This window comes from Paracoccus sp. SMMA_5_TC (assembly GCF_009696685.2).
GTDB lineage: Bacteria > Pseudomonadota > Alphaproteobacteria > Rhodobacterales > Rhodobacteraceae > Paracoccus.
Genome location: NZ_CP102355.1, coordinates 2,063,176 through 2,088,023, shown reverse-complemented (window position 1 = coordinate 2,088,023; position 24,848 = coordinate 2,063,176). Strand labels below are relative to the sequence as shown.

The window sequence follows — 24,848 nt, the reverse complement described above, 5'->3', positions numbered from 1 at the left end:
TCCTTTACATGCCCAGGAAGGCGAAGATCGGTCCGATGGACTTGTAGCCCATATACCAGGTCAGCGCGCAGACAACCGTGCTCAGCACAAGAAGCGGCCGGTTGTAGCGATGCCCCCCCATCAGGTCAGGCCGGGCAAAACCCACGTAGGTGAAGATGGTCAGACCGATGGGCAGGATCAGACCGTTGAAGCCGCCCACGAACACCAGCAGCGCCGCCGGCGCGGTTCCGATGGCAACAAAGACCGCCAGCGACACGGTAATGAACAGAACCGTCGCAATGTTGCGGCTGCGGTCGGTCAAGGCCATGAAGGCGACCAGAAAGCTCACCGAGGTATAGGCCGCGCCGATGACCGAGGTGATGGCTGCCGCCCACAGAACGATCCCGAAGATGCGCATGCCCCATTGTCCCAGCGCCGCAGCAAAAGCCTGGGCTGCCGGGTTCGCCGCCTGGCTGGACAGATCCAGCGTCACGCCCGATGCCACCACGCCAAGGATGGCCAGGAACAGAACGAAGCGCATGACGCCAGTCACTGCAATCCCTGTAAGCGAGGCCCGCGTGACGGCAGGCAGGTTTTCCTCGCCCACCAACCCCTTGTCCAGCAGGCGATGCGCGCCAGAATAGGTGATATAACCGCCCACCGTTCCGCCGACGATGGTGGTAATGGTGGGAAAATCGATCACGTCGGGCAGAATGGTCTGACGCAGCGCCTCGCCAACGGGCGGATTGGATGTCAGCGCAACGATCACCGTCATTGCGATCATCAGGATGCCCAGACCGATGATGGAACGGTCCAGCAGCAATCCGGCCCGCTTGGACAGGAACACCGCAATGGCCAGCAAGGCCGACAGGGCACCGCCGATCTTCGGGTCAAGCCCAAGCATCGCGTTCAGACCAAGCCCGGCGCCGGCAATGTTGCCGACGTTGAAGGCCAGCCCCCCCACCATCACCAGCACTGCCAGCAAATAGCCGGCACCCGGTATGGCGGCATTGGCCGTTTCCGAGGCATTCCGACGCGTCAGCGCCGTGATGCGCCAGATATTCAGCTGCACCACAAAGTCGATCAGGATCGATGCCAGGATCGCAAAGGCGAAGGCAGCGCCCAGCTTGGCGGTAAAGGTTGCGGTCTGGGTGATGAAGCCCGGGCCGATGGCCGAGGTTGCCATCAGAAAGATGGCCGCCAGAAAGCCCCCTCGGAGGCTGGCATTAGCGGGCGCTGGAATGGTCGATGAGCGCATCGGGTATGCTCCTGCTGCAAGGCCGATTGTCGATTTGAGAATAGCTCGACGATGCAGTTGTCCATACGATCTGTCAACGATTATTTGACCATTTGTTATTTTTTGTTCAACAAAATATTATTTATGATCGGAACATCGTGCCGACCCGCAACGATGCCCGTTGTTTATCCAAGAAATTTCCGCAACTTGCGCCTTGTCGTGGCGGCCCTGCGCTTGCGCAGGACGCAGGTTGTCGCCATGGTGGCGGCCAAGAACAGGAACCGGCATGACGACAGATCCCCCTGGCCTGGCCGAGGAAACGGCGGCGCGTTTGCGCAGAGACATCATCGAAGGCACGCTGGCCCCTGGCCAGCGTTTGTCGGAAACGCGCCTCGCGGCTGATCTGGGGGTGTCGCGCAATACGCTGCGCGAGGTGTTTCGCCTGCTGACGCGCGAAGGTCTGCTGCGCCACGAACCCAACCGCGGCGTATTCGTGACCGTGCCGTCGATGGCCACCATCGTCGATATCTATCGCGTGCGGCGGTTGATCGAGATTCCTGCCCTGCAACAGGCCTGGCCCCGGCACGAGGCTGTGGATCGCATGGAACGCGCCGTGGAATGCGCCCGGCGCGCCAGAGATGCGGGTGAGTGGCGCGAAGTCGGCAGTGCCAACATGGAATTTCACCATGCCATCGTCGCTCTGGCCGACAGTGCGCGCCTGCAGATCTTTTTTGCCCAGATCATAGCGGAATTGCGACTGGCCTTCGGGCTTCTGGACAGCCCCGAGCGGTTGCACGAACCCTATATCGATCGCAACGCCCGGATACTCGAGCTTCTGCGCGCAGGAGATCCTGCGGGCGCGGCCCAAATGCTTGCCGAATACCTGGACGAATCCGAACGCCTGATTCTTGCCGCCTTTGCCAAGCTGGGCTAGCCAGCGCGGGAAGAATCCTTTCTGTCGCCTTGGCACGGCCACCGGCTTGTCATGATCCGGATTGCCACGACAACCTTCGCTGGCGTAGACTGAACCTCTGCGCAATGCGATGAAGCACATGGCTTTTCGGTCGTTCCCCCACGCTTCCTGGAAAGGCCCTGTTCCGCGATGAGCAAGGGTTACGCGACCCCCACCGACGATCTGATCAGCTGGCGCAGCGCCTGCCCGGCGCCGGGGACGCTGCCGCAGGACGTGGTCGCCTTCGTCCAATGCGGGGTCGCGGCAATTCTGGGCGTTCTTGGCAAGGATGGTCTGCCCCTGGTGGGATCCGGTGCAGGATGCCGCATCCGCGACGGCAATACCCTGCGTTTTTTCCTGGCCGCTCGCCGAAACGCCGGCCTGCTCGAGGCTGTCGCCGCCGGCAGTGCGGTCGCCGCCACATTTTCGCGGGCACGGGATCACAGGTCGATCCAGTTGAAAGCCAGCGGCGCCCTGACATGCCCGCCCCTGCCCGAGGACATCGCGGAAATCACCCGCCAATCTGCGGTTCTGGCAGACGAGCTGGTCGAGCTGGGCTACACGCGCGCCCAGGCGCTGGCCTATGCGGCATTCGATGCCACCGACCTGGCGGTGGTGGAATTTGTCCCCCAGCGCGTGTTCACCCAGACCCCTGGCCCCGGCGCCGGGGCCGAGTTGCGTTGATGAGCGCCTGCGGTCTCAGGGCGCTGCGCGGCGCGATGGAGGGTATCGCGGCCTCGCTGCTGTGCACCTGCGATGTCGAAGGCCAGCCCAACGTGTCGATGATCAGCCAGGTGCATTGGGTCGATGATGAACACGTCGCCCCGCCCTGGCAGTTCTTCAACAAGACCCGCGCCAACCTGCTGGCCACCGGCAAGGCTTGCGTCGAGCTTTTCGATCCCGTCACCCACTCCCGCCATCGCCCGCATCTTGACCATGTGGAAACCCGCAACGAAGGCCCGCTTTACGAGATGATGAAGGCGCGACTGGCCGGCATCGCCTCGCATCACGGGCTGGAGGGTGTCTTTCGGCTGCTGGGTGCCGACATCTTCCGCGTCACCGGAATCGAGCAGTTGACCCCGGCGAGCGCGGTGCCTGAAGCGGATCGCCCGCCCTATCTGTCGGCGGTGCGGTTCTGCATCGACGCCCTGGCGCAATGCCGCGACTTTGACGAGCTGGCCGATGCGGTGCTGGACGGGGTGGTGCTCCACCTGCGCATCCCCATGTCATCCTGCTGATGGCCGAAGGCGACGGTCGGCTGTTTGCCATCGGCTCGCGTGGCTATCCCGCCTCGGGGGTGGGGGCGGAAATCCTGCCCGGCAAAAGCGTGATCGGCGTAGCCGCGCGCGAGCGCGTGCCCATCCGTATCGGCCATCTGAGCGCCGATTATCGCTATGGCGCCGCGCTGGAGGCGGCGGCGCGACAGGCGGGCCTGGTGGCGGGCGAGCTGCACGGCGTGCCCTTTCCCGGCCTTGGCGATCCGCACAGCCAGATTGCGGTGCCCATCCTGTCGGCAGGTCGGGTCATGGGTGTCCTGTTCTGCGAATCGCCGCGCATCATGCGTTTCGATCATCAGGACGAGGATGCGCTGATGCTTCTGGCCGGCTATCTGGGCGCAATGGCCGCCCTGCTGGGCGAGGAAGATTGTCTGGCCACGACCAACCCCCAGCGCAGGGTGACGGTGCCGACGGCTCAGGTGACGGTGCGGCACTATCCCCGCGATGACAGCGTGTTCCTGGACGGCGACTATCTGATCAAGGGCGTCGCCGGGGCGATCCTGTGGCGGCTGTTGCGTCAGCACCTGCAGACAGGCCGCAGCGATTTCACCACCCGTGAACTGCGGCTGGATCACAGCCTGCGCCTGCCTGAAAATGCCGAAAATCTTGATGCCCGGCTGGTGCTGCTGCGCCGCCGCCTCGAGGAACGCGGCGCCTGCCTGCGCATCGAAAAGACCGGCCGCGGCCGCTTTCGCCTGACCGCCGCCTGCGCCATCGCCTTGCAGGACATGGGCCACGACGGCCCGACAACAGCCTGAGCCCAAAGCCGCTTAGCAATATTTTACGCTTTCCTGTCCAGAGACTTAGCATGCCTGAAGCCTGCGGCGCGCGTATCACTGCGCCCAAGGCGACAGGCGGTGTGCAGCAATCCCCGACCCCGGGGCGGCCGAACCCGCAAGGCGCCGGACATCGCCAACCGGGCCGTCGCGCCGCGCCGGACCGCCAGCATATCGGGCACACCCTGCCCGGGAAAAGGACAGGAATGAACCTCGACCATCTCAGTCGTCAGCTCACCGGCAGTGTGGTTGCCGCGCATGAACCCGCCTTTGCCGCCCATCACGACCGGCTGATCTGGAACGGCCGCAAGCCCGCGCGTCAGGCGCGGATCATCCTGCGCGCCGCTTCGGTCGCGGATGTGCAGCACGGCGTGCGCTTTGCCGCCGCCCACGGCCTGAGTGTCGCGCCCCGCGGCGGCGGCCATCACATGACCGGCGTTGCCGCCCGTGCCGACATGGTGATCGACCTGGGCGCGCTGGCCGGGATGCAGATCGACGCCGCCAGCCGCAGCGCCCGGATCGGTCCGGCGGTGACGAATTTGCAGCTTGCTCAGGAATTGGACCGGCATGGGCTGGGCTTTCCACTGGGCCATTGCGCCAGCGTCCCGATGAGCGGCTATCTGCTGGCGGGCGGCGTAGGCTGGAACAGCGGCGCCTGGGGCATGGCCTGCGGCCTGGTCAAGGCGGCCCGTGTGGTGCTGGCCGATGGCCGTTGTGTCACCGCCTCGCCCCGCGAAAACCCGGATCTGTTCTGGGCCGTGCGCGGTGGCGGGCCCTGTTTCTTCGGCGTGGTGACGGACTGGGAACTGGCCTTGAAACCGGCGCCGGCCGCCATCGAAACGGTGGTCCGGGTCTATCCGGGCACCATGGCGCACCCCGTCGCGGAATGGGCCGAACAGGCGATGACGCGCGCCCCGGCCGAGGTCGAGTTCACGGTCCAGGTCACCCCCGGCCCGCAAGGCCCGATGCTGGCCGCGATCGCCACCGTATTTGCCGACAGCACCGTTTCTGCCGCTGAAATCCATCGGCAATTGGGCCTCGGCGCGCCGCCCGCACTGGAAACCATCGGCCCGATGTCGTCGTCGCTGGCCGGGCTTTACCAGGCAACCGAACCTTCGGTCCCGGCCGGATTGCGCTATCGCAGCGATTCCCTGTGGTCCGACGCCGGGTTCGATGCGGTGCTGGCGCGCATGGTCGCCGCCATGGCGCACGCGCCATCCGAGCGCAGCTTTGCCGTGCTGACGCTGGCCCCCAAGGCTGCACCGCTGCCTTTGGATGCCGCCTTCAGCCTCGACGGCCGCATTTTCGCCGCCGTCTATGCGCTGTGGACGGATGCGGCCGAGGATGCGCGCAACGCCGACTGGCTGCATCGGCTGGGCGACGATGTGGCACCGCTGGCGCAGGGTGCCTATGCCGGCCTGTGCGATCTGGACCGTCCCGGCGGCACCTTGCCGTGCCATTCGGCCGAGGCCGCGATGCGGCTGGCCGATCTGCGCAACCGTTTCGATCCGGACGGCCTGTTCGGCACGCCGCTGTTTGCCACCGCCCTGGCCGCCGAATGACCCGTCCAAGGGCTTGATATGATCTGAAAGGAGCAGAACCATGAAGATCCTGGCACTGCCGATGCTGTTGGGCATCATCGCCACCCCTGCCCTGGCCGCCGACCACGCGGCCGATCAGCTGGCGCGCGGCGCATATCTTGGCGCGATCATGGATTGCGCCGGCTGCCACATGCCGCGCGGGCCGGATGGGGCCCCGGTCGCCGGCGCCACCCTGTCCGGCGGCACTGTCGGCTTCGAGATCCCGGGAATGGGCATCTTCTGGCCGCCGAACCTGACGCCCGATGCCTCGGGCCTTGGCGACTGGACCGATGCCGAAATCGCCGCGGCCATCATAGGCGGCATTTCGCGCGACGGGCACAAGCTGGCGCCGATCATGCCGGCGACCTCTTACGCGGCGCTGACGCCCGAGGACTTGCAGGCGCTGATTACCTGGCTGCGCAGCCTGCCCGCCACCCCCACCGAAAGGCTGGTCCCGGTGACCGACGCTGCAAAGGCCAAGGCCCCCTTCTATCGCGTGACCCTGCCGCAGCAGTGATGCGGCAGAGCGTCCGGCGGACGCGTGCCGAATGTTCGTCAAAGAAGGCCCCGGCCCGCAGCGCAGGCCGGGGGCAGCTTGTCACATGCAGGCCTCGAACAGCGCGCGGGTGTTGTCGCGCGTCATCTCGACCGGGTTGCCGCCGCAGGACGGATCCTCAAGCGCCATGTCGGTCAACATGTCCAGATCCTCGGCCCTGACACCCAGCGCCGTCAGATCGGGCGGAATGGCCAGATCGGCGCGCAGCTGCATCACCGCCTGCCGGAAACCGTCAAAGCCCCCGGCAATTCCCAGATAGGCGGCGGCGGCGGCGATGCGTTCTTCTACCGCGGGGCGGTTGAAATCCAGCACCATGGGCATCACCACCGCATTGGTGGTGCCGTGATGAGTGTTATAGACCGCTCCGACCGGGTGGCTGAGGCTGTGGATCGCGCCCAACCCCTTCTGGAAGGCGACGGCCCCCATGGCGGCCGCGCTCATCATGTGGGCGCGCGCCTGCAGATCATCGGGCGCGGCATAGGCGCGCGGCAGATTCTCGAACACCAGACGCATCCCCTCGAGCGCGATGCCCTGGCTCATCGGGTGATAATGCGGGCTGCAATAGGCCTCGAGGCAATGCGCCAGCGCGTCCATGCCGGTCCCGGCGGTGATGAATTTCGGCATCCCCACCGTCAGCGCCGGATCGCAGATGGTGATGGCAGGCATCAGCCGCGGATGAAAGATGATCTTCTTCTTATGTGTTGCGCTGTTGGTCAGCACGCCTGCGCGCCCGACCTCGGAACCGGTGCCGGCGGTGGTGGGCACCGCGATGATCGGCGCGATGGCCGCGGCATCGGCACGTGTCCACCAGTCGTCGATGTCCTCAAGCTGCCACACGCTCAGTTCTGGCGGCTGATGCGCCATCAGCGCGATCATCTTGCCCAGGTCCAGCGCCGAGCCGCCGCCAAAGCAGATCACCCCGTCATGCCCGCCCTCGCGATAGGCGGCGATCCCGGCGGCCATGTTGCCTTCGTGCGGGTTCGGGTCAACCTCGGCAAAGACCGCGCGGCCAAGGCCGGCGGCCTCCAGCACGTCCAGGGCCTGGGTGGTGATCGGCAGCGCCGCCAGCGCGCGGTCGGTCACCAGAAGCGGCCGGCGGATGCCGGCGGCCTGGCAGTGTTCGGCCAGTTCGGCCAACCTGCCGACGCCGAACTTGATGGCGGTGGGATAGGACCAGTTCCGGTTGGGAACGCTGTGCGTCATTGCGGTCAGACCTTCTTGAGGTGATAGGATTTCGGCCGGGTGACCGAATGAAAGCCCAGATAGGACAGCGAGGTGCCGCGACCGGTATCCTTGCAGCCCGTCCAGCACAGCGCCGGGTCAAGATAGTCGGCGCGGTTCATGAAGACGGTGCCGGTCTGGATCCGGGCACCGATGCGCGCGGCGGTATCGTAATCCTCGGTCCAGATGCTGGCGGTCAGTCCATAGGGGCTGTCGTTCATCAGCCCGATCGCCTCGTCGTCGCTGGCAACCTTCATGATGCCGACCACCGGGCCAAAGCTTTCCTCGACCATGACCCGCATCGAGTGATCGACATTCACAAGCACCTGCGGGGCCAGATAGGCGCCGCCGTCATCGGCCGGGAAGGCGGCCGGGTCGATCAGCGGCCTTGCCCCCGCCGCGACCGCCTCGGCGATCTGATCGCGCACTACCTGCGCAAAGCGGCGATGCGCCATCGGGCCCAGGGTCGTTTCGGCCTCGAAAGGGTTGCCCAGCCTGAGGCTGTTGGCCCAGGCCACGGCCTTGTCCACAAAGGCGTCGTACTGGCTTTCGTGAACATAGATGCGCTCGATGCCGCAGCAGCACTGACCGGCATTGAACATCGCGCCGTCCATCAGCGTCTCGACGGCCGCATCCAGATTGGCGTCGGCGCGGACATAGCCGGGATCCTTGCCGCCCAGTTCCAGACCCAGGCCGGTAAAGGTGCCGGCCGCGGCCCGTTCGATGGCCGCGCCGCCCGCCACCGAGCCGGTGAAGTTGATGAAGTTGAAGGCTCGTGCCTGGATCAGCGATTCCGTCGTGGCATGGTCCAGCACCAGGTTCTGGAACACGTCCTCGGGGATGCCGGCGGCGTGAAACGCCTCGGCCAGGCGTTCGCCGACCAGCAGGGTCTGGCTGGCATGTTTCAGCACCACCGTATTGCCCGCGATCAGCGCCGGCACCAGCGTGTTGATCGTGGTCAGATAGGGATAGTTCCAGGGCGCGATGATGAACACGACGCCCACCGGCTCGCGCGCCAGATACCGGCGAAAGCTTGCCGAATCCTCGACCATCAGCGGCGCCAGCGTTTCGGCGGCGATGCTGGCCATGTAATCGGTGCGCGCATTGACGCCGCCGAATTCCCCGCCGTAGCGGGTGGGCCGGCCCATCTGCCAGGCGAGTTCCTGGACCACGACATCGGCCATGTCATTGAGCCGTGCGACACCGGACTTGACCAGGGCGATGCGTTCGTCGAGCGGTCGGGCCGCCCAGTCCCTTTGCGCCGCGCGCGCCCGGTCGCAGGCCGCGCGCGCCTCCTCGGGCGACAGCGGCATGCGTTCGGCATAGATCCGGCCATCCACCGGCGATATCAATTGGATCGGTTTCATTCTTCACCTCATGCGGGCCGGTATGGGCCCGGAAAAAACCTGGGGCCTCACGCCCGCTCGAGCAGCCGCTGACGCTCGAAATCCGTGACCACGCGGTCGGCCTCGGCGATTTCCCACTGCGCGGCGTGGTGATAGTGTTCGACGACATCATCGCCAAGCGCGGCGCGCAGGAACGCCGAGCCGTCAAGCGCCGCCGCCGCGTCACGCAGGTTGCGCGGGATCTCGCGGGCGTCGCGGGCGGCATACATGTCGCCCTTCATCTCGGGTTCCAGTGCCAGCTTGCGTTCGACACCGTCAAGCCCCGCAGCAAGCAGCGCCGCGCAGGCCAGATACGGGTTCACGTCGCTGCCGGGAATGCGACATTCGACCCGCACCCCCTTGGTGCCCGCCCCGCAGACACGAAAACCCGCAGTGCGGTTGTCGGCGCTCCACACCGCCTTGGTGGGGGCGAACATGCCCACGCAGAACCGCTTGTAGCTGTTGACATAGGGCGCCAGAAAGGCGGTGATTTCCGTGGCATGGGCCAGTTGCCCGGCCAGATAATGCTGCATCAGCGCCGACATGCCGTATTCCTGGCCCGGGTCGACAAAGGCGGGCTTGCCGTCCAGGCCCCACAGGCTTTGGTGAATATGCGCCGACGAACCCGCGCGGCGGTGATCGTATTTGGCCATGAAGGTCACAGATCGTCCCGCCGCATGGGCGATTTCCTTGACCCCGGTCTTGATGATCGCGTGATTGTCGGCGGTGTCCAGCGCGTCGGAATAGCGATAGTTCACCTCGGCCTGGCCGACCTCGGCCTCGCCCTTGGTGTTTTCGACGGGGATGTTGGCGCCGTAAAGACCGTTGCGGATGGCGCGCATCACGTCTTCCTCTTTCGAGGTCTGGAAAATGTTGTAATCCTCGTTGTAGCTGCCGACCGGGCGCAGGTTTTCGCAGCCATGATCGCGCAGGTGGTCATAGCTGTTCTCGAACAGGTAGAATTCAAGTTCGGTCGCCATCATCGGTTCGAAGCCCATGGCGCGGGCACGGGCGACCTGGCGCTTCAGGATGGCGCGCGGGCTGATCGCCACCTCGGCATGGCTGTGATGGTCCAGGAAATCGCCCAGGACCAGCGCCGTGGCCGGCAGCCAGGGAATGCGGCGCAGCGTCGCCATGTCGGGTTTCAGGACATAATCGCCATAACCGGTTTCCCAACTGGCCGATTTGTAACCCGGAACGGTGAACATCTCCATGTCCACGGTCAGCAGATAGTTGCAGCAATGGGTTTCGTGATGTCCGCCATCGACAAAGAAACGCGCATGGAACCGCTTGCCCATCAGCCGGCCCTGCATGTCGATGCCGGCCACGATCACCGTGTCGATATCGCCCCTGTCGACCAGTTCCTTCAGTTCCTCAAGCGTCAGATTGCCCGGCATTGCCCTCTCCCCAGCAGCAGTTCCGTGTCGTTCGGTATATCCGGGGCGCCCGCAGGCCGGACGCCCCATGTCGCAGCCCCGCCAGGAGCAGCTTCAGCCGTAGCGATAGGGTCGCCCGGCCTTTTTCATCAGATCGTTGTATTCCTTGAATATCTGAACGACCTTGGCCTTGACCTCGGATTCGGCGGCGATCTCGTCCCAGAATTTCACCGCCGCCTCTTCGACCTGGGCCCATTCCTCGTCCGGGATCGCGGTCAGTTTCAGCTTGCCGCCATTGATACGCAGATCGGCCTCGCCGCCCCAATACCAGTGCTGGCGATAATAGTGGCTGGATTCGAAGCAGACCGCCATCAGCTCTTGCAGGTTGGGCGGCAGCGCGTTCCAGCGGTCCATGTTGGCAAAGAAATGGCCGATCCAGGCGCCCGAGATGTTGTTGGTCAGGAAGTAATTGGTCACGTTCGACCAGCCGACGGTATAGACCTCGGTGATGCCCGACCAGGCGATACCGTCAAGCTCGCCGGTCTGGACGGCGACCTCGATATCCTCCCAAGGAAGGGTGACGGGCACCACGCCGAACTGCGACAGGAAGCGCCCCGCGGTCGGAAAGGTGAAGATGCGCTTGCCGCGCAGATCCGCCAGGCTGTTGATCGGATCCTTGGTCGAAAAGTGGCACGGATCCCAGGAACCGGCCGAGATGTGCTTGACCCCGACCTTGGCGTATTCGTCCTCCCATATCTGTTTCAGGCCGTATTTGTTGAACAGCACCGGAACATCCAGGCTATAGCGCAGCGCCAGCGGGAAATAGCCGCCAAAGACCGTGACCTCGGTCGGCGAGGCCATGGAATCGTCGTCCGACTGCACGGCGTCGATGGTGCCGCGCTGCATGGCCTGGAACAGTTCGCCCGTCGGCACCAGCTGATCCGATGTGTAAAGTTCGATCTGCATCTGGCCTTCGGCCAGGCGGTTGAACAGGTCGACGGCGGGCTTGACCACCTGTTCGGCCAGCGCCGCCCCGGCATAGGTCTGCAAGCGCCACTTGATGACATCCTGCGCGCGCAGCACGGCGGGGCTTGCGATCGTTGCGGCGCCGGCGATGGCGCCCTTGGTCAGGAATGAACGTCGGGAAGTCGTCATGATGTTACCTCTCCTGTGGTGGGTTCGGGTCCGGTTCGGCCGGACCTCTATGGATAGATCTGATTGGGCAGCCACAGCGCGATCTGTGGAAAGGCGATGATCAGCGCCAGCCCCAGCACCATCACCAGCACAAAGGGCCAGACCGACGAATAGATGTCGCCCATGGTGATGTCGCGGGGCGCAAAGGCGCGCATCAGGAACAGGTTGTAGCCAAAGGGCGGGGTCAGATAGGCGATCTGGCAGGTCATGGTGTAAAGCACGCCATACCAGACCAGCACATCCGCCCGCGGCATGCCGAAATCGAGGCTGGCGACCAGCGGCACATACAGCGGCGCCACGATGACCAGCATCGCCGTATCATCGAGGAACATGCCCATGACCAGGAACGACAGCTGCATCAGGATCAGGATGGTCCAGGGCGACAGGTGCAGCTTTTGCACGAACAGGTTTTCCACCGCCTTGACCGCGCCCAGCCCGTCGAACACGGCGCCAAAGGACAGCGCGGCCAGGATGACCCACATGAACATGCAGGTGATGCCCAGCGTGTTGCGGGTGGCGACCTCGAACACCTGGCGGTTGAAGCGCCGCTTGGCCACCGCGCCCGCCACCGTCATCAGCACGCCGATCACGCTGCTTTCCACCAGCGAGGTGTAGCCATAGATGAAAGGCAGCATCATGCCGCCAAAGATCGCGAAAGGCAGCAGCCCAGCGCGCAGGCTGCGCATCTTTTCCGACCGGCTGATCGCCTGAAGTTCCTGTTCGGGAATCGCCGGCCCCAGTTCGGGCTGCAACCCACAGCGCACGACGATCAACAGCACGAACAGCGCCGCCATCATCAGCCCCGGCAAGATCCCCGCCAGCCACAATTCGCTAACCGGTGCGCGGGCGATCATGGCGTAAAGCACCAGCACGACCGAAGGCGGGATCAGGATGCCCAGGCTGGACCCCGCCTGGATGACCCCGGTCACCATGCGCTTGTCGTAATGCCGACGCAAAAGCTCGGGCAGCGCGATGGTCGAGCCGATGGCCATGCCCGCCACCGACAGCCCGTTCATCGCCGAAATCAGCACCATCAGCAGGATGGTCCCGATCGCCAGCCCGCCGCGCACGCGTCCGAACCAGATGTGGAACATGCGGTAAAGATCGTCGGCCAGCCGCGCCTCGCTCATGACATAGCCCATGAACACGAACATCGGCAGCGACAGCAGCGGATACCATTTCATCAGCTTGATGGCCGAGGAAAAGCCCATCCGCTCGCCCCCGGTGCCCCACAGCAGCAGCGCCGAGAACACGGCGACAAAGCCGATCACCGCAAACACCCGCTGCCCGGTCATCATCATCAGCAGCATGGTCGAGAACATCAACAGCGCGATCATCTCGTAGCTCATGCCGCAGGCTCCTTCTGTGCGGGGCCGGGCGGGATCGGTACCCCGCGGATGGTGGCCAGATCACGGACCAGGGCCGCCAGCGCCTGAAGCAGCATCAGGCTGAAACCGACGCACAGGATCACCTTGATCGGCCACATCGGCGGCCGCCATGCCGTGGGGCTGCGCTCGGCATAAGCAAACGAATAAATGGTGGAATCCACCGCGCCATACAGCATGACGCCAAGATAGAAGATCAGCGCCAGCACGGTGAACGCATCCCACCACGCCTGCCGCACCGGGGACAGCTTGGCATAGAACAGGTCCATCCGCACATGGCTGTTCATCTGCATTGCATAGGGGCCGCCCAGAACCCAATAGGCGACCATGACGAACTGAGCCATCTCCAGCGTCCACAGCGCCGGGGTGAACAGCGCCTTGGACAGGGTCGACCACATCAGCACGCCCATCAGCACGAACAGCAGGAACATGGCCAGACGGCCGATGCCGTAATTCATGCGATCAACCAGGCGCACGAAATTGACCAGCGCGCGCGGCATCTCAGTCCTCCCCCTGGTTCGTATCGGCAAGCGCCCCACGCAGGCAGGGCGCCAGCCTGTCGGCCATGGCGGCGGCGGCAGCTGGCGTGGCAATCAGATCGTTGCGAATTTCCAGCATCGCATGGGCGAGTCCATAGGGCGTCGCATGCAGCCGCAGGGTATGGGTGACCCCATCCGCCGCGGAATAGGGCTGGTTCAGTCGCGCCACCATTGCCTGCGGCGCATTCTGCAATACCGCGCGGGCAAAGCGGTCGTCGGTGTCGTGGATAATGCCGAATTCGACATCCCGCGGCTGCCCGAAATAGACCGGCGTAAAGGAATGGATGGTCACGATCACCGGCCTGAGACCCAGCGCAAGACGCTGTGCGATCACCCCATGCAGATCGGTGTGAAACGGAATGTAGACCGCCCGCATCCGCGCCAGCCGCTCGGCCGGGGAAATTGTTGCATTGCCCGGAATGTCGAACAACTCGGACCTGGCCGGCATCGCGCCAGGGTGATCGGGGGACCGGTTCAGATCATGGACCAGCCGGCTGACCGCGGCATGAACCAGGCAGGCATCCAGCCGCGCCGCCAGCCCGCGCGCCAGATCCAGCGCCCCCGGATCCCAGGCGACATGGGCCCGTGCGGCGTCGTCGGCAAGCCCCAGGCCGCCCCAGGCTTCAGGGATGCGGCAAGAAGCGTGTTCGCACACCAGAACGATCCGCCCCGCAGCCTCGCGATTTTCGACAAGCGCGGGAAAAGACCCGTAATCCTGAATCAAGACGGCCTCTGACACGATCCGATTCACCCCCCTTTTTTCGTCAGCGTTCATGCCAGCGCCCATTCTGTCAAGAATTTTTCTTTGATGTCTTTCCTGTTACAATCTTTTCTTGACGACTGCCCGCATGCGCGCCAAGGCTGCCGAAACGGCGCGCCGCGCGCCCCGTGTGACGTGAGGTTGCGATGGACATCGAACAGCGCATGCGCACCGCCCTGCCCGATCTGACACGGGCCGAGCGCCAGTTGGCTACCCATATTCTTGGACAGTATCCGGTGGCGGCGCTGGGCTCGATCACCACACTGGCACGGGCGGCCAAGGTTTCCACCCCCACGGTGGTGCGCCTGTGTCAGAAGCTGGGTTTCAAGGGCTATCCCGATTATCAATCCGCCCTGCGCAGCGAGGTCGAGGCGATGTTGCTGTCGCCGCTGGCCAAGCATGACCGCTGGGCGGGCGGCGCGCCCGACACGCATATCCTGAACCGATTCGCCGATGCCGTGGTGGCCAATCTGCAAGCCACCCTGGGCCAGATCGATCACGACGAATTCGACGCCGCGGCGCGCCTGCTGGCGGACAAATCACGCCAGATCTTTGCCATGGGCGGGCGTATCACCCATGCCCATGCCGATTATTTCGTCACGCTGATGAAGGTGGTCCGCGCCGATGTCACGCTGCTGTCGGGCACATCGAACACCTGGCCGCCGGCACTGCTGGACATGCAGCCCGGCGACGTGTTCCTGGTTTTCGACATCCGCCGCTATGAAAATTCGGTGCTGCAACTGGTCGAGATGGCGGTGGACCAGGGGGCCGAGGTCGTGCTGATCACCGATCGCTGGTGCAGCCCGGCGGCCGCCCATGCCCGCCACTGCCTTGCCTGCCATATCGAGGCCCCCAGCGCCTGGGATTCGACGGTGTCGATCCTGGTGCTGGTGGAAACGCTGCTGACCGCGGTGCAGACGCTGAGCTGGGACGAAACCGAGCCGCGACTGAAACGACTCGAGACGCTTTACGACCGCGCCCGCTTCTTTCGCCGGCATCGTTAACCGGACCGGGGCGAACTGTCCCTGGGGTGAAAACCGATGGGCCGAAAATCCTGGGGCGTCTGGCTGTAGCTGCGCAACAGACGGTCGGCCTTTGTCAGATCGATCCCTGAGACTGCGCCGCGCAGGCCCGCGTTTGTCCGGGTCGCCGGGACCAGTCCCATACTGGCTGCGCGCAGCATGATCGGCACCCAATCAGCGCAGCACCGGCGCTGGCAGACCAGCAGCAGTGGACCGAATACAAGGCAGGAAACATCGTGCAGATGCATCCGGCCGTTCGGTTCAAGAAGCGCGGTGTAAACATGGTTATGACCGCCCCAGTGTCGCAGTTCACGGCACCGGAACACCAACACCTCATGCTGTCCGACCTGATCGGTTGCGAACTGTCGCCACAAGCCTTCGGCCGTCTCGCGGACCTGCATCGCCTTTGCCCCAGTTTCGCCTTCCAGGCAACCGCGGGCAATGATGGCCAACTTGAGCGTCACCCAGCGTTCCAGCACATCCCATTCGCCTGCCGTGCAGGCCAATGTGTCCCCTGCCAGCAACGACGGAAATATCCGCTCCATCGCCGCTTCGATACGTGACATCCAGCCATTGTTGCATTCCGCGCAGACCACGCGCGAGGTCTGGGCAAGCGGACTGCCGGGACGATCCATGAACCCCGGTCGGGGTTTTCCATCGCTGCCCGAAACGGTATGCGCCGTCTTGATCGCGGGGCTGTCGAAATTGCCGGCGTATTTCTTCAACCACTTGCCAGATACATGTTCCCTTGTCGGCTTGCCTGACCCGCAAAACATGTATCTGTTGCCCATGCAGGCTTGACCCCTTCCCGATCAGAACCGCATTCCCCATTGGAAACCCACCTCGTCGGTGCCGATGCCCAGGCTGGCGGCGCCAAAGCTCAGCCCGATGACCGCGCCGGCCAGCGCCTGCTGCGGGGTGTGTTCGCCGCTGCTGACCCGACTCCACCCGGTCAGGCCGGCAGCGCCATAGACCAGCGCCCCGCCCGCAGCCTTGTCGGGAAAGCATTTGCCGGCAAGATCCCCGGCGCCAAAGAACGCCGCCGCCGTATGCCCCGATGGGAAGCCCTTGCCCTCGCCCGAGGGGCGGGTGCCAAGGGCGGTGCCGTCGAAATAGGTCTTGAGCCCCCAGACCAGCGCGGTCTGCACCAGGCCACGGACGGCGAAATCCTCGAACCGGTGCTGATCGGCAGCGCAGGCGGCCGCGGCCAGCGGCAGGGCGTATTTCATCGCGGTGCCGAAATCCTCGAAGGGATCCGCCGCCGCAGGGGTCGCTGCCGCAGCCAGCATCAGAACTGCCATCCTTGCCGCGCGCATCGTCTCCCCCTGTGGTGCGTCCCTCACGACCTTCTCTAGCGCCAGCGGATGCGCTTATCCAGCGGCTGCCTGGTCGCCCAGCCTGACCACCCGGTCCATGCGGGCGGCAAGCTCGGGGTTGTGGGTGGCAATCAGCGCCGACAGCCCGGTGTCGCGCACCAGCGCCATCAGCACGTCGAACACCTTGTCCGAGGTTGCCGGGTCCAGGTTTCCCGTCGGCTCGTCGGCCAGCAACAGTGCCGGCTGATTGGCCAGCGCCCGGCAAAAGGCGACGCGCTGCTGTTCGCCGCCCGAAAGTTGCGCCGGTCGATGATCGGCGCGGTGGCTCAGCCCCACCCGGCCCAGCAGATCCCGCGCGCGCGCCGCCGCAGTGCGTGCCGAGACGCCATTGGCCAGTTGCGGCAGGACGATGTTCTCCGCGGCCGAGAACTCGGGCAGCAAATGATGGAACTGATAGACAAAGCCCAGGGTCTGGCGGCGCGCCTCGGTCCGGGCGCGGTCGGATTGGCCGGTCATGTCGCGGCCCGCGATCACCACCCTGCCCGCGTCCGGCGTGTCGAGCAGACCCGCGATATGCAGCAAGGTCGACTTGCCCGCCCCCGAAGGCGCGACCAGCGCCACCACCTCGCCACGCGCGACCGACAGCGACAGATCGGCCAGCACCGGCACCGGCGCCGGACCGCCCTTGCCATAGGTCTTGCTGATCTGGTCCAGGATCAGGACATCATTCATAACGCAGTGCCTCGACCGGGTTCATCCGCGCCGCACGCCGGGCCGGAAAGATGGTGACGACAAAGGACAGGGTCAGTGACAGCGCGACGGCGCGGAACACGTCCCAGGCCCGCAGATCGCCGTGCAGCGCATAAATGCCGCGCACCTCGGGCTGCCAGGCGTTGCCGCCGGTCAGCGCATTCAGCCCCGCCATGATATGTTCGACGTTCAGCGCCAGCGCCACCCCCAGCACCACCCCGGCCAGCGTGCCGATGATGCCGGTGAAGGCCCCGCACAGAAAGAACACGCGCAGCACCGCGCCTTCGGTCAAACCCATGGTGCGCAGGATGCCGATGTCGCGGCCCTTGTTCTTGACCAGCATGATCAGCCCCGAGGTGATGTTCATCGCAGCGATCAGCACCAGAACCGACAGGATCACGAACATCACGTCATCCTCCATGTCCAGCGCCGCCAGGAACGACCCCGAGGCATCGCGCCAGGTCCAGACCTGCGCCCCCTCGCCCCCGGCCGCCAGCAGCGGCGCGGTCCAGTCATCCACCCTTTCTGGATCGGCGACATAGACCTGGATTTCGTCCACCACGCCTTCGCGGTTGAAATAGCTTTGCGCCTCGGAGAGCGGCATGTAGATGCGGGTCTGGTCGATGTCGTAGCGCCCGGCGGAAAAGATATAGACCACCTCGTAGCTTTCGATGCGGGGCGTGGTGCCCATGGCGGTGCGGGCACCGTCGGGGGCCACCAGTTGCAGCCGGTCGCCGACGCCGACGCCCAGTTCGCGCGCCAGGCCCACGCCGATGGCGATGCCGCGGTCGAAATCCTCGATCCGGCCGGCGGCCTTGTCGGGATCGGCAACCCCCGGCAGCGCCTGCAACGCCTGGGGCAGGATGCCATAGACATCACCCAGGCCGGCGGCCTCGCCCTGACGGGCCATCACCTTGCCGCGCACCGCCGGATCGGCGCGCACCACGCCCGGAATGGCGGCAATGCGTTCGGCCACCGCCTGATAGTCCTGCACCTTGCCCGGAACGATATAGGTTTCCTCGGTCAGCTCGTTATAGATCTGGGTCGGGGCGTAATACAGCGTGCTATGGGCATTGGCGCCCAGGATGGTATCGACGAAATCGCTGCGAAAGCCCGCCCGCACCGCCAGCGTGGCGATCAGCGCCATTACCCCCAGCGCAATGCCGATCAGGCTGATCCAGGTCATCACGCTGACGCCGCCCTCGGCGCGGCGGGCGCGCAGATAGCGCCAGGCGATCAGGAACTCGTATCGGGAAAACGGGCGCGTGGCAGCCATGAAGCACCTTGTCTGAACCGCAGACTGATTGGCGCGGGCGCCGCGAAAACACAACCCAACATCGCCGTGACCATCATGTCAGCGGCCGGGCAACGGCCCGGGCAGGCGTTCTTCGGACAGCATCACATTGGCCTCGACCTGGCCCACGCCGGGCAGGGTCATGATGCGCCGCCGCAGGATGCGCTCGAAATCGGCGATGTCGCGGGCGGTGATGCGCAGGCGGTAATCGAACTGGCCCAGCACATGCTGGACGACCTGCACCTCGGGGATTGCGGTCACCGCGCGCTCGAAATCCTCAAGGCTGACGCGACCCTTGGTGGCCAGACGGATGCCCAGGAACACGGTGACGCCAAATCCCAGGGCCGCCTGATCCAGCACCACGCGGCGCCCGGCGATGATGCCCGCATCCTCGAGCCGGCGGATGCGCCGCCATGCGGCCGGCTGGGTCAGGCCAAGCGCCCGCCCGACCTCGGCCGCGCTCAGCGTGGCATCGCCCGCCAGCAGCCGCAGGATCGCCAGATCGGTCGCGTCGGGGGCCAGCATGTCGGTCACAACGGCAGCTCCTGCACGTCCTTGATGCTGCTGACCAGCATCAGCGCATCGGAATCGGCCACATGCGGCAGGGTCAGGATGCTTTCGCGGTAAAGCTGTTGCCAATGCGCCATGTCGCGGGCAATCACGCTGAGCCGCAGATCGACCGAGCCCAGAAAGGTCTGGATCTCGACCACCTCGGGCACCTGGCGCGCGGCGGCGATGAATTCGTCAAAGGCGCGGGGCGTGGTCTTGTCCAGCGTGAAGCGCAGGCTGACCTGCACCTCATATCCCAGTTTTCGCCAATCGATACGCGTCTCGATGGCGCGAATGACGCCGGTCTGGCGCATACGCTCGAGCCGTCGCCACAGGCTGGCAGCCGTAACCCCGGCGCGTGCGGCCAGTTCGGCACTGGCGGCGGCAGGGTCGGCCAGCAGTTGGCGCAGGATTCGCCGATCGGTGGCATCTGTCATGATTTTTTCACCATAAACTAATCATGAGCATGATTATCACAGATTTTCCAGAGTGACTGCGAAAATTGCACAGAAATGAAGCCGTGCCACTGCTAGAAAACCTTAATCGAACCGAGGAGCTGACACATGCGTGTTTACTATGATCGCGACTGCGACGTGAACCTGATCAAGGACAAGAAGATCGCTATGCTGGGTTACGGCAGCCAGGGCCACGCCCATGCGCTGAACCTGCGCGATTCCGGTGCCAAGAACGTCGTCGTGGCGCTGCGCGAGGGGTCGCCCTCGGCCAAGAAGGCCGAAGCCGAAGGGCTGAAGGTCATGGGCATCGCCGAAGCCGCCGCCTGGGCCGACCTGATCATGTTCACCATGCCCGACGAACTTCAGGCCGAAACCTATCGCAAATACGTCCACGACAACCTGCGCGAAGGCGCGGCGATTGCCTTTGCCCACGGCCTGAACGTGCATTTCGGCCTGATCGAACCGAAAAAGGGCGTCGATGTCATCATGATGGCCCCAAAGGGCCCCGGCCACACCGTGCGCGGCGAATATCTGAAAGGCGGCGGCGTGCCCTGCCTGTTCGCGGTCCACAACGACGCCACCGGCAAGGCCCAGGATCTGGCGCTGTCCTATTGCTCGGCCATCGGCGGCGGCCGTTCGGGCATCATCGAGACCAACTTCCGTCAGGAATGCGAAACCGATCTGTTCGGCGAACAGGCGGTCCTGTGCGGCGGTCTGGTCGAACTGATCCGCATGGGCTTCGAAACCCTGGTCGAGGCCGGCTATGAGCCGGAAATGGCCTATTTCGAATGCCTGCACGAGGTGAAGCTGATCGTGGACCTGATCTACGAAGGCGGCATCGCCAACATGAACTATTCGATCTCGAACACCGCCGAATACGGCGAATATGTCAGCGGCCCCCGCATCCTGCCCTATGAGGAAACCAAGCGCCGGATGAAGGAAGTGCTGACCGACATCCAGACCGGCAAGTTCGTGCGCGACTTCATGCAGGAAAACGCCGTCGGCCAGCCGTTCTTCAAGGCCACGCGCCGCATCAACGACGAACACCAGATCGAGAAGGTCGGCGAAAAGCTGCGCGCGATGATGCCCTGGATTTCCAAGGGCAAGATGGTCGACAAGGAACGCAACTGAGCAAATCGCACAAGGCCCCGCCAAGGCGGGGCCTTACCCCCTATTCCTCGACCACCTCCAGCACGCCCGGAATGACGCGCAGCGCCTGACGGGCCGGGGTAGTCAACGGCGCGTCATCGGCGATCTCGATATCGATCAGGTCATTGCCGTCTTTGACGCGCAGGGCGATCGGGCCGCGCGCGCGTGCCGGTGCGGTCATTTCCTCGCGGATGCGCTGCAAGGCCTGGGCGATCATCGGCACCGCATCCAGCCCCGAAATCTCGACGGCAAGCCGGTTGGCGCCGGCATCGGCCACCGCTTGATCCAGCGGCGTCACCGCCCGCGCCAACAGCTTGACCTGATCGCCCGAAGGTTCGGCCTGAACCTGCAACACCACATTCGCCCCCGGCTCCAGATGCTGGCGATGCGCGTCCAGCGTGTCGGAAAACACCGTCACCTCGTAGAGCCCGGTGGGATCGGACAGGCCGACAAAGGCAAAGCGCGTGCCGCGCGCCGATTTCTTTTCCTGGCGGAAGGCAACAGTGCCCGCCATCGCCGCGACCAGCGGTCCGTCGGCGACCGCCTGCGTCACCTCGGCCAGGGTCTGGATGTTCTTGCGCCGCAACGCGGGAAGATAATCGTCCAGCGGATGCCCGGAAAGGTAGAAGCCGACGGCCGCGTGTTCCTCGGCCAGCTTTTCGGCCGGCATCCAGATCGGTGCCGGCACCGGGCGCGGCGGCGGCAGATCCTCGCCACCCCCAAACAGCGACGACTGACTCGAGTTCGCCGCCGCCTGCACAGCCGCCGACCAGGCGACCAGACCGTCAAGGGATTTCAATACCTTGGCCCGGTTAACCTCGAGACAGTCGAAGGCGCCGGCGCGCGCCAGCATTTCCAGCGGTCGCTTGCCCACCCGCTTCATGTCGACGCGGCGGGCGAAATCATGCAGGTCGCGGAAAGGCTTGTCGCCGCGGGCCTGCACGATCAGGTTCATCGCCTCGACGCCAACACCCTTGAGCGCCCCCAGCGCATAGACGATGCGTCCGCCATCGACGCTGAAGGTGGCAAGCGAACGGTTGACGCAAGGGGGCACGGTCTCGATCCCCATGCGGTCGGCCTCGCGCTTGTAGATTGCCAGCTTGTCGGTCAGATGGATGTCGCAGTTCATCACCGCAGCCATGAACTCGACAGGATGGTTGGCCTTGAGCCATGCAGTTTGATAGCTGACCACCGCATAGGCGGCAGCGTGCGACTTGTTGAAACCATAGTTGGCAAATTTTTCCAGAAGATCAAAAACTTCCCCGGCTTTCTTCGCGTCGATTCCACGCGACTTGCAGCCTTCGACGAACTTTGGCCGCTCCTTGGCCATTTCCTCGGGGATCTTCTTGCCCATGGCGCGGCGCAGCAGGTCGGCGCCACCCAGGCTGTAGCCCGCCATCACCTGGGCAATCTGCATCACCTGTTCCTGATAGACGATGATGCCCTGGGTTTCGGCCAGGATCGGGTCGATGCTGGGATGCAGTGACTCCAGCGGCCGCAGCCCGTTCTTGACCTCGCAATAGGTGGGGATGTTTTCCATCGGCCCGGGACGATACAGGGCGACCAGCGCGACGATATCCTCGATGCAGGTCGGGCGCATGCGCCGCAGCGCGTCCATCATCCCCGCGCTTTCGACCTGGAACACCGCCACGGTGCGGGCGCTGGCGAACAGCTCGTATGTTGCCCTGTCGTCAAGCGGGATGGCATTGATCTGGTTTTCCGCGCCCCGCGCAGGCGTGTAAAGCTGCCTGCCGTCGGCGGCGACATGCAGCGGTCGCCCGGTGCCATTGATCAGATCGACGGCATTCTGGATCACCGTCAGGGTCTTGAGCCCCAGAAAGTCGAACTTCACCAGACCCGCCTGCTCGACCCATTTCATGTTGAACTGGGTTGCCGGCATGTCCGAGGCCGGGTCGCGGTAAAGCGGCACCAGATGATGCAGCGGGCGGTCCGCGATCACCACCCCGGCCGCATGGGTCGAGGCGTTGCGCAACAGCCCTTCCAGCTTGGCGGCATAGTCGAGCAGCCGCCCGACAACCTCTTCCTTGGCGGCCTCGCGCAGGCGGGGTTCGTCGGCCAGCGCCTTGGTGACACTGACCGGCTTGACCCCTTCGACCGGGATCATCTTGGACAGCCGGTCCACCTGGCCAAAGGGCAGTTGCAGCACCCGGCCGACATCGCGCACCGCCGCCTTCGACAGCAGCGCGCCGAAGGTGATGATCTGCCCCACCCGGTCGCGGCCGTATTTTTCCTGCACATACTGGATCACCTCTTCGCGGCGATCCATGCAGAAGTCGATGTCGAAGTCGGGCATCGACACCCGTTCCGGGTTCAGGAAGCGTTCAAACAGCAGGCTGTAGCGCAGCGGGTCCAGGTCGGTGATGGTCAGCGCATAGGCCACCAGACTGCCGGCGCCCGAGCCGCGCCCCGGTCCCACCGGGATTCCGTGATCCTTGGCCCATTTGATGAAATCGGCCACGATCAGGAAATAGCCGGGAAAGCCCATCTGTTCGATGATGCCCAGCTCGAACCGCAGCCGTTCTTCGTATTCGGCGACGGGAACGGCGTGGGGAATGATCTCGAGCCGGGCGCGCAACCCTTCCCAGGCCTGGCGGCGCAGTTCCTCGACCTCGTCATCGGCAAAGCGCGGCAGGATCGGCTTGTGCTTTCTGACCGCAAAGGCACAGCGCCGGGCGATTTCGACAGTGTTCTCGATGGCTTCGGGCAGATCGGCGAACAGGGCAGCCATTTCCGCCGGGGACTTGAAATAATGCTGGGGTGTCAGACGGCGGCGTGGGGCGGTCTGGTCGACATAGGCGCGCTCGGCAATGCAGATCAGCGCATCATGGGCGGCATAAAGATCGCTTTTCGGAAAATAGGCATCATTTGTCGCCACCAGCGGCAGGTCGAGCGCATAGGCCAGATCGATCATGCCCCCTTCGGCTGCCTGCTCTTCCGGCACGGGCCTGCCTTCGGCGTCGTGATGGCGCTGCAACTCGACGTAAAGCCGGGTCGGGAAGGCCGCTGCCAGACGTTCCAGCAGGGTCCGCGCCTCGGGCAGCCGCCCCTGCGCAACCAGCAGCCCCAGCGGCCCCAGCGCACCCCCGGTCAGGCAGATCAACCCCTGCGCATGTGCCGCCAGTTCGTCCAGCGTGACATGGGGCAGCGCGCCGCCCTCGCGCAGGTAAAGGCAGGTCGAAAGCTGCATCAGGTTGAGCCAGCCGGCCTGGTCCTGCGCCAGCAGGACAACAGGTCCGGTGACGCCAGCCTCCAGCGTGACCTGACAGCCGATGATCGGCTGGACGCCGTAATCCTGCGCCTTGACCGAAAACTCCAGTGCCGCGAACAGCGCGTTGGTGTCGGTCAGTGCGACCGCAGGCATGTCGTTCTGGGCGGCAAGGCGCGCCAGATCCTTGACCGGAATAGCGCCCTCCAGAAGCGAGTGTTCCGAATGGGTGCGCAGGTGAATGAATCGGGGGCTTGAGTGCTGCATGAAGCATTCATGCGCGTTGCAGCGGCCAAGTGCAATTGCCCTGACAGCCCGCCCCGGTCACGTCAGGCGCGATCAGGCGGGCGCAAGGGCAAAGGTCATTCCAGATGGCTTTCCATGAACCACAGATCCTTGTCCGCTGTCCGCGAGGCAGCGGTGAACAGATCGGCGGTATCGGCGTCGCCGGCTTCATCGGTGCTGTCGATGGCCTTGCGCAGCTTTTCGCCGTAATCGCGCATGCGGTCGCTGACCGCCTTCAGGTGATCCTCGGCCTTGGTCAGGTCGGTCGGGTATTCCTTGAGCGAACTTGCCTTGGCAACCTTTTCCACGGTGCCGATGGCCACGCCATCAAGCTGCTGGACACGTTCGGCCATGGTGTCGACATGGGCCTGCAGGTTGGCAAATACCTGATCGAAAAGTTCATGAACGGCGATGAAGTTGCGTCCCTTGACGTTCCAATGCGCCTGCTTGATGGCGGCGGACAGCGCCACGGCATCGGCCAGACGGGCATTGAGTTCGGCGATCGAGGTCTTGCGGGCGTTGTCGGTCAGCCCCTTCAGGTTCACGGCCATTTCGGTCTCCTTGTTACAGGGATGTGCCGATCAA

24 protein-coding genes are annotated in these 24,848 nt (G+C 64.7%); 8 read left to right on the top strand and 16 right to left on the bottom strand.

Translation table 11 applies throughout. The annotated features are described in order from the left end of the window. Nucleotides 1-4: 4 nt before the first annotated feature. The gene (locus GB880_RS10880; RefSeq protein ID WP_154491680.1) at nucleotides 5-1,237 is read right to left on the bottom strand and encodes an NRAMP family divalent metal transporter; all 1,233 of its coding nucleotides are present in this window, start codon (nucleotides 1,235-1,237) and stop codon (nucleotides 5-7) included. Between the two features lie 265 nt (nucleotides 1,238-1,502). On the opposite strand from GB880_RS10880, the gene GB880_RS10875 reads away from it, so the two are divergent. From GB880_RS10875 to GB880_RS10850, 6 genes are all read left to right on the top strand, one after another. Continuing rightward, nucleotides 1,503-2,150 (top strand): GntR family transcriptional regulator, encoded by a 648-nt coding sequence (locus GB880_RS10875; RefSeq protein ID WP_154491683.1) that lies wholly within the window; start codon nucleotides 1,503-1,505, stop codon nucleotides 2,148-2,150. Nucleotides 2,151-2,318: 168 nt separating this feature from the next. Beyond that, on the top strand, nucleotides 2,319-2,852 hold the full coding sequence (locus GB880_RS10870) for a hypothetical protein (RefSeq protein WP_263467130.1): 534 nt from the start codon (nucleotides 2,319-2,321) through the stop codon (nucleotides 2,850-2,852). After that, the gene (locus GB880_RS10865; RefSeq protein WP_263467128.1) at nucleotides 2,852-3,406 is read left to right on the top strand and encodes a pyridoxamine 5'-phosphate oxidase family protein; all 555 of its coding nucleotides are present in this window, start codon (nucleotides 2,852-2,854) and stop codon (nucleotides 3,404-3,406) included. The genes GB880_RS10870 and GB880_RS10865 overlap by 1 nt, the downstream gene beginning before the upstream one ends. Beyond that, entirely contained in the window at nucleotides 3,406-4,203 is a 798-nt protein-coding gene (locus tag GB880_RS10860) for a GAF domain-containing protein (protein WP_229774307.1), read from the top strand. The genes GB880_RS10865 and GB880_RS10860 overlap by 1 nt, the downstream gene beginning before the upstream one ends. A 224-nt stretch (nucleotides 4,204-4,427) precedes the next feature. Further along, a complete protein-coding gene (locus tag GB880_RS10855; protein WP_195840734.1) occupies nucleotides 4,428-5,783 on the top strand; it encodes an FAD-binding oxidoreductase in 1,356 nt (451 codons plus the stop codon). A gap of 40 nt (nucleotides 5,784-5,823) precedes the next feature. Then, nucleotides 5,824-6,318 (top strand): c-type cytochrome, encoded by a 495-nt coding sequence (locus GB880_RS10850; RefSeq protein WP_154491689.1) that lies wholly within the window; start codon nucleotides 5,824-5,826, stop codon nucleotides 6,316-6,318. A gap of 81 nt (nucleotides 6,319-6,399) precedes the next feature. On the opposite strand, the gene GB880_RS10845 is transcribed toward GB880_RS10850, so the two are convergent. From GB880_RS10845 to GB880_RS10815, 7 genes are all read right to left on the bottom strand, one after another. Next, nucleotides 6,400-7,560 (bottom strand): iron-containing alcohol dehydrogenase, encoded by a 1,161-nt coding sequence (locus GB880_RS10845; RefSeq protein ID WP_154491692.1) that lies wholly within the window; start codon nucleotides 7,558-7,560, stop codon nucleotides 6,400-6,402. 5 nt (nucleotides 7,561-7,565) lie between these two features. Further along, nucleotides 7,566-8,945, bottom strand: coding sequence for an aldehyde dehydrogenase family protein (locus GB880_RS10840; protein WP_154491695.1), 1,380 nt, complete (start codon nucleotides 8,943-8,945; stop codon nucleotides 7,566-7,568). A 47-nt stretch (nucleotides 8,946-8,992) separates the two neighbouring features. Next, the gene (locus GB880_RS10835) at nucleotides 8,993-10,360 is read right to left on the bottom strand and encodes a glutamine synthetase family protein (protein ID WP_154491698.1); all 1,368 of its coding nucleotides are present in this window, start codon (nucleotides 10,358-10,360) and stop codon (nucleotides 8,993-8,995) included. Nucleotides 10,361-10,453: 93 nt separating this feature from the next. After that, nucleotides 10,454-11,494 carry a TRAP transporter substrate-binding protein gene (locus GB880_RS10830; RefSeq protein WP_154491701.1) on the bottom strand — a complete coding sequence of 347 codons (1,041 nt, stop codon included), beginning with the start codon at nucleotides 11,492-11,494 and terminating at the stop codon, nucleotides 10,454-10,456. A 47-nt stretch (nucleotides 11,495-11,541) separates the two neighbouring features. Then, nucleotides 11,542-12,882: a TRAP transporter large permease gene (locus GB880_RS10825; RefSeq protein WP_154491704.1), complete on the bottom strand. Its 1,341-nt coding sequence runs from the start codon at nucleotides 12,880-12,882 to the stop codon at nucleotides 11,542-11,544. Then, entirely contained in the window at nucleotides 12,879-13,418 is a 540-nt protein-coding gene (locus GB880_RS10820; protein ID WP_154491707.1) for a TRAP transporter small permease subunit, read from the bottom strand. Before GB880_RS10820 ends, GB880_RS10825 begins: the two co-directional genes overlap by 4 nt. Nucleotide 13,419: 1 nt before the next feature. After that, nucleotides 13,420-14,232, bottom strand: coding sequence for an N-formylglutamate amidohydrolase (locus GB880_RS10815; protein ID WP_154491710.1), 813 nt, complete (start codon nucleotides 14,230-14,232; stop codon nucleotides 13,420-13,422). A gap of 131 nt (nucleotides 14,233-14,363) precedes the next feature. On the opposite strand from GB880_RS10815, the gene GB880_RS10810 reads away from it, so the two are divergent. Further along, nucleotides 14,364-15,221: a MurR/RpiR family transcriptional regulator gene (locus GB880_RS10810; protein ID WP_154491713.1), complete on the top strand. Its 858-nt coding sequence runs from the start codon at nucleotides 14,364-14,366 to the stop codon at nucleotides 15,219-15,221. On the opposite strand, the gene GB880_RS10805 is transcribed toward GB880_RS10810, so the two are convergent. The 6 genes from GB880_RS10805 to GB880_RS10780 form a co-directional block, all read right to left on the bottom strand. After that, complete coding sequence (locus GB880_RS10805; protein ID WP_263467127.1) at nucleotides 15,218-15,874, bottom strand: hypothetical protein; 657 nt, start codon at nucleotides 15,872-15,874, stop codon at nucleotides 15,218-15,220. The genes GB880_RS10810 and GB880_RS10805 overlap by 4 nt on opposite strands. A gap of 177 nt (nucleotides 15,875-16,051) precedes the next feature. Beyond that, complete coding sequence (locus GB880_RS10800; RefSeq protein WP_229774308.1) at nucleotides 16,052-16,555, bottom strand: phosphatase PAP2 family protein; 504 nt, start codon at nucleotides 16,553-16,555, stop codon at nucleotides 16,052-16,054. Nucleotides 16,556-16,609: 54 nt separating this feature from the next. Beyond that, nucleotides 16,610-17,287 (bottom strand): ABC transporter ATP-binding protein, encoded by a 678-nt coding sequence (locus GB880_RS10795; RefSeq protein WP_154491719.1) that lies wholly within the window; start codon nucleotides 17,285-17,287, stop codon nucleotides 16,610-16,612. Then, entirely contained in the window at nucleotides 17,280-18,581 is a 1,302-nt protein-coding gene (locus GB880_RS10790) for an ABC transporter permease (protein ID WP_154491722.1), read from the bottom strand. Before GB880_RS10790 ends, GB880_RS10795 begins: the two co-directional genes overlap by 8 nt. A 78-nt stretch (nucleotides 18,582-18,659) precedes the next feature. Continuing rightward, on the bottom strand, nucleotides 18,660-19,124 hold the full coding sequence (locus GB880_RS10785; RefSeq protein WP_154491764.1) for an Lrp/AsnC family transcriptional regulator: 465 nt from the start codon (nucleotides 19,122-19,124) through the stop codon (nucleotides 18,660-18,662). A gap of 5 nt (nucleotides 19,125-19,129) precedes the next feature. After that, nucleotides 19,130-19,585 (bottom strand): Lrp/AsnC family transcriptional regulator, encoded by a 456-nt coding sequence (locus GB880_RS10780; RefSeq protein ID WP_154491725.1) that lies wholly within the window; start codon nucleotides 19,583-19,585, stop codon nucleotides 19,130-19,132. A 126-nt stretch (nucleotides 19,586-19,711) separates the two neighbouring features. Here GB880_RS10780 and ilvC point away from each other — a divergent pair, with 126 nt between their 5' ends. Next, complete coding sequence (gene ilvC, locus GB880_RS10775; RefSeq protein WP_154491728.1) at nucleotides 19,712-20,734, top strand: ketol-acid reductoisomerase; 1,023 nt, start codon at nucleotides 19,712-19,714, stop codon at nucleotides 20,732-20,734. Between the two features lie 40 nt (nucleotides 20,735-20,774). Here ilvC and dnaE read toward each other — a convergent pair whose 3' ends face one another. Together dnaE and dps are read right to left on the bottom strand one after the other, a co-directional pair. Continuing rightward, a complete protein-coding gene (gene dnaE / locus GB880_RS10770) occupies nucleotides 20,775-24,245 on the bottom strand; it encodes a DNA polymerase III subunit alpha (protein WP_154491731.1) in 3,471 nt (1,156 codons plus the stop codon). A gap of 95 nt (nucleotides 24,246-24,340) precedes the next feature. Then, nucleotides 24,341-24,814 (bottom strand): DNA starvation/stationary phase protection protein Dps, encoded by a 474-nt coding sequence (gene dps / locus GB880_RS10765; RefSeq protein WP_154491734.1) that lies wholly within the window; start codon nucleotides 24,812-24,814, stop codon nucleotides 24,341-24,343. Nucleotides 24,815-24,848: the final 34 nt, after the last annotated feature.

Bases quoted from the DNA above. Each gene is read 5' to 3' on its own strand.
- GB880_RS10830 (WP_154491701.1), bottom strand. From the start codon at position 11,494: ATGACGACTTCCCGACGTTCATTCCTGACCAAGGGCGCCATCGCCGGC.
- dps (WP_154491734.1), bottom strand. From the start codon at position 24,814: ATGGCCGTGAACCTGAAGGGGCTGACCGACAACGCCCGCAAGACCTCG.
- GB880_RS10790 (WP_154491722.1), bottom strand. From the start codon at position 18,581: ATGGCTGCCACGCGCCCGTTTTCCCGATACGAGTTCCTGATCGCCTGG.
- GB880_RS10820 (WP_154491707.1), bottom strand. From the start codon at position 13,418: ATGCCGCGCGCGCTGGTCAATTTCGTGCGCCTGGTTGATCGCATGAAT.
- ilvC (WP_154491728.1), top strand. From the start codon at position 19,712: ATGCGTGTTTACTATGATCGCGACTGCGACGTGAACCTGATCAAGGAC.
- GB880_RS10880 (WP_154491680.1), bottom strand. From the start codon at position 1,237: ATGCGCTCATCGACCATTCCAGCGCCCGCTAATGCCAGCCTCCGAGGG.
- GB880_RS10825 (WP_154491704.1), bottom strand. From the start codon at position 12,882: ATGAGCTACGAGATGATCGCGCTGTTGATGTTCTCGACCATGCTGCTG.
- GB880_RS10865 (WP_263467128.1), top strand. From the start codon at position 2,852: ATGAGCGCCTGCGGTCTCAGGGCGCTGCGCGGCGCGATGGAGGGTATC.
- GB880_RS10795 (WP_154491719.1), bottom strand. From the start codon at position 17,287: ATGAATGATGTCCTGATCCTGGACCAGATCAGCAAGACCTATGGCAAG.
- GB880_RS10870 (WP_263467130.1), top strand. From the start codon at position 2,319: ATGAGCAAGGGTTACGCGACCCCCACCGACGATCTGATCAGCTGGCGC.
- GB880_RS10805 (WP_263467127.1), bottom strand. From the start codon at position 15,874: ATGGATCGTCCCGGCAGTCCGCTTGCCCAGACCTCGCGCGTGGTCTGC.
- GB880_RS10785 (WP_154491764.1), bottom strand. From the start codon at position 19,124: ATGCTGGCCCCCGACGCGACCGATCTGGCGATCCTGCGGCTGCTGGCG.
- GB880_RS10860 (WP_229774307.1), top strand. From the start codon at position 3,406: ATGGCCGAAGGCGACGGTCGGCTGTTTGCCATCGGCTCGCGTGGCTAT.
- GB880_RS10780 (WP_154491725.1), bottom strand. From the start codon at position 19,585: ATGACAGATGCCACCGATCGGCGAATCCTGCGCCAACTGCTGGCCGAC.
- GB880_RS10855 (WP_195840734.1), top strand. From the start codon at position 4,428: ATGAACCTCGACCATCTCAGTCGTCAGCTCACCGGCAGTGTGGTTGCC.
- dnaE (WP_154491731.1), bottom strand. From the start codon at position 24,245: ATGCAGCACTCAAGCCCCCGATTCATTCACCTGCGCACCCATTCGGAA.
- GB880_RS10835 (WP_154491698.1), bottom strand. From the start codon at position 10,360: ATGCCGGGCAATCTGACGCTTGAGGAACTGAAGGAACTGGTCGACAGG.
- GB880_RS10800 (WP_229774308.1), bottom strand. From the start codon at position 16,555: ATGCGCGCGGCAAGGATGGCAGTTCTGATGCTGGCTGCGGCAGCGACC.
- GB880_RS10840 (WP_154491695.1), bottom strand. From the start codon at position 8,945: ATGAAACCGATCCAATTGATATCGCCGGTGGATGGCCGGATCTATGCC.
- GB880_RS10810 (WP_154491713.1), top strand. From the start codon at position 14,364: ATGGACATCGAACAGCGCATGCGCACCGCCCTGCCCGATCTGACACGG.
- GB880_RS10815 (WP_154491710.1), bottom strand. From the start codon at position 14,232: ATGAACGCTGACGAAAAAAGGGGGGTGAATCGGATCGTGTCAGAGGCC.
- GB880_RS10850 (WP_154491689.1), top strand. From the start codon at position 5,824: ATGAAGATCCTGGCACTGCCGATGCTGTTGGGCATCATCGCCACCCCT.
- GB880_RS10875 (WP_154491683.1), top strand. From the start codon at position 1,503: ATGACGACAGATCCCCCTGGCCTGGCCGAGGAAACGGCGGCGCGTTTG.
- GB880_RS10845 (WP_154491692.1), bottom strand. From the start codon at position 7,560: ATGACGCACAGCGTTCCCAACCGGAACTGGTCCTATCCCACCGCCATC.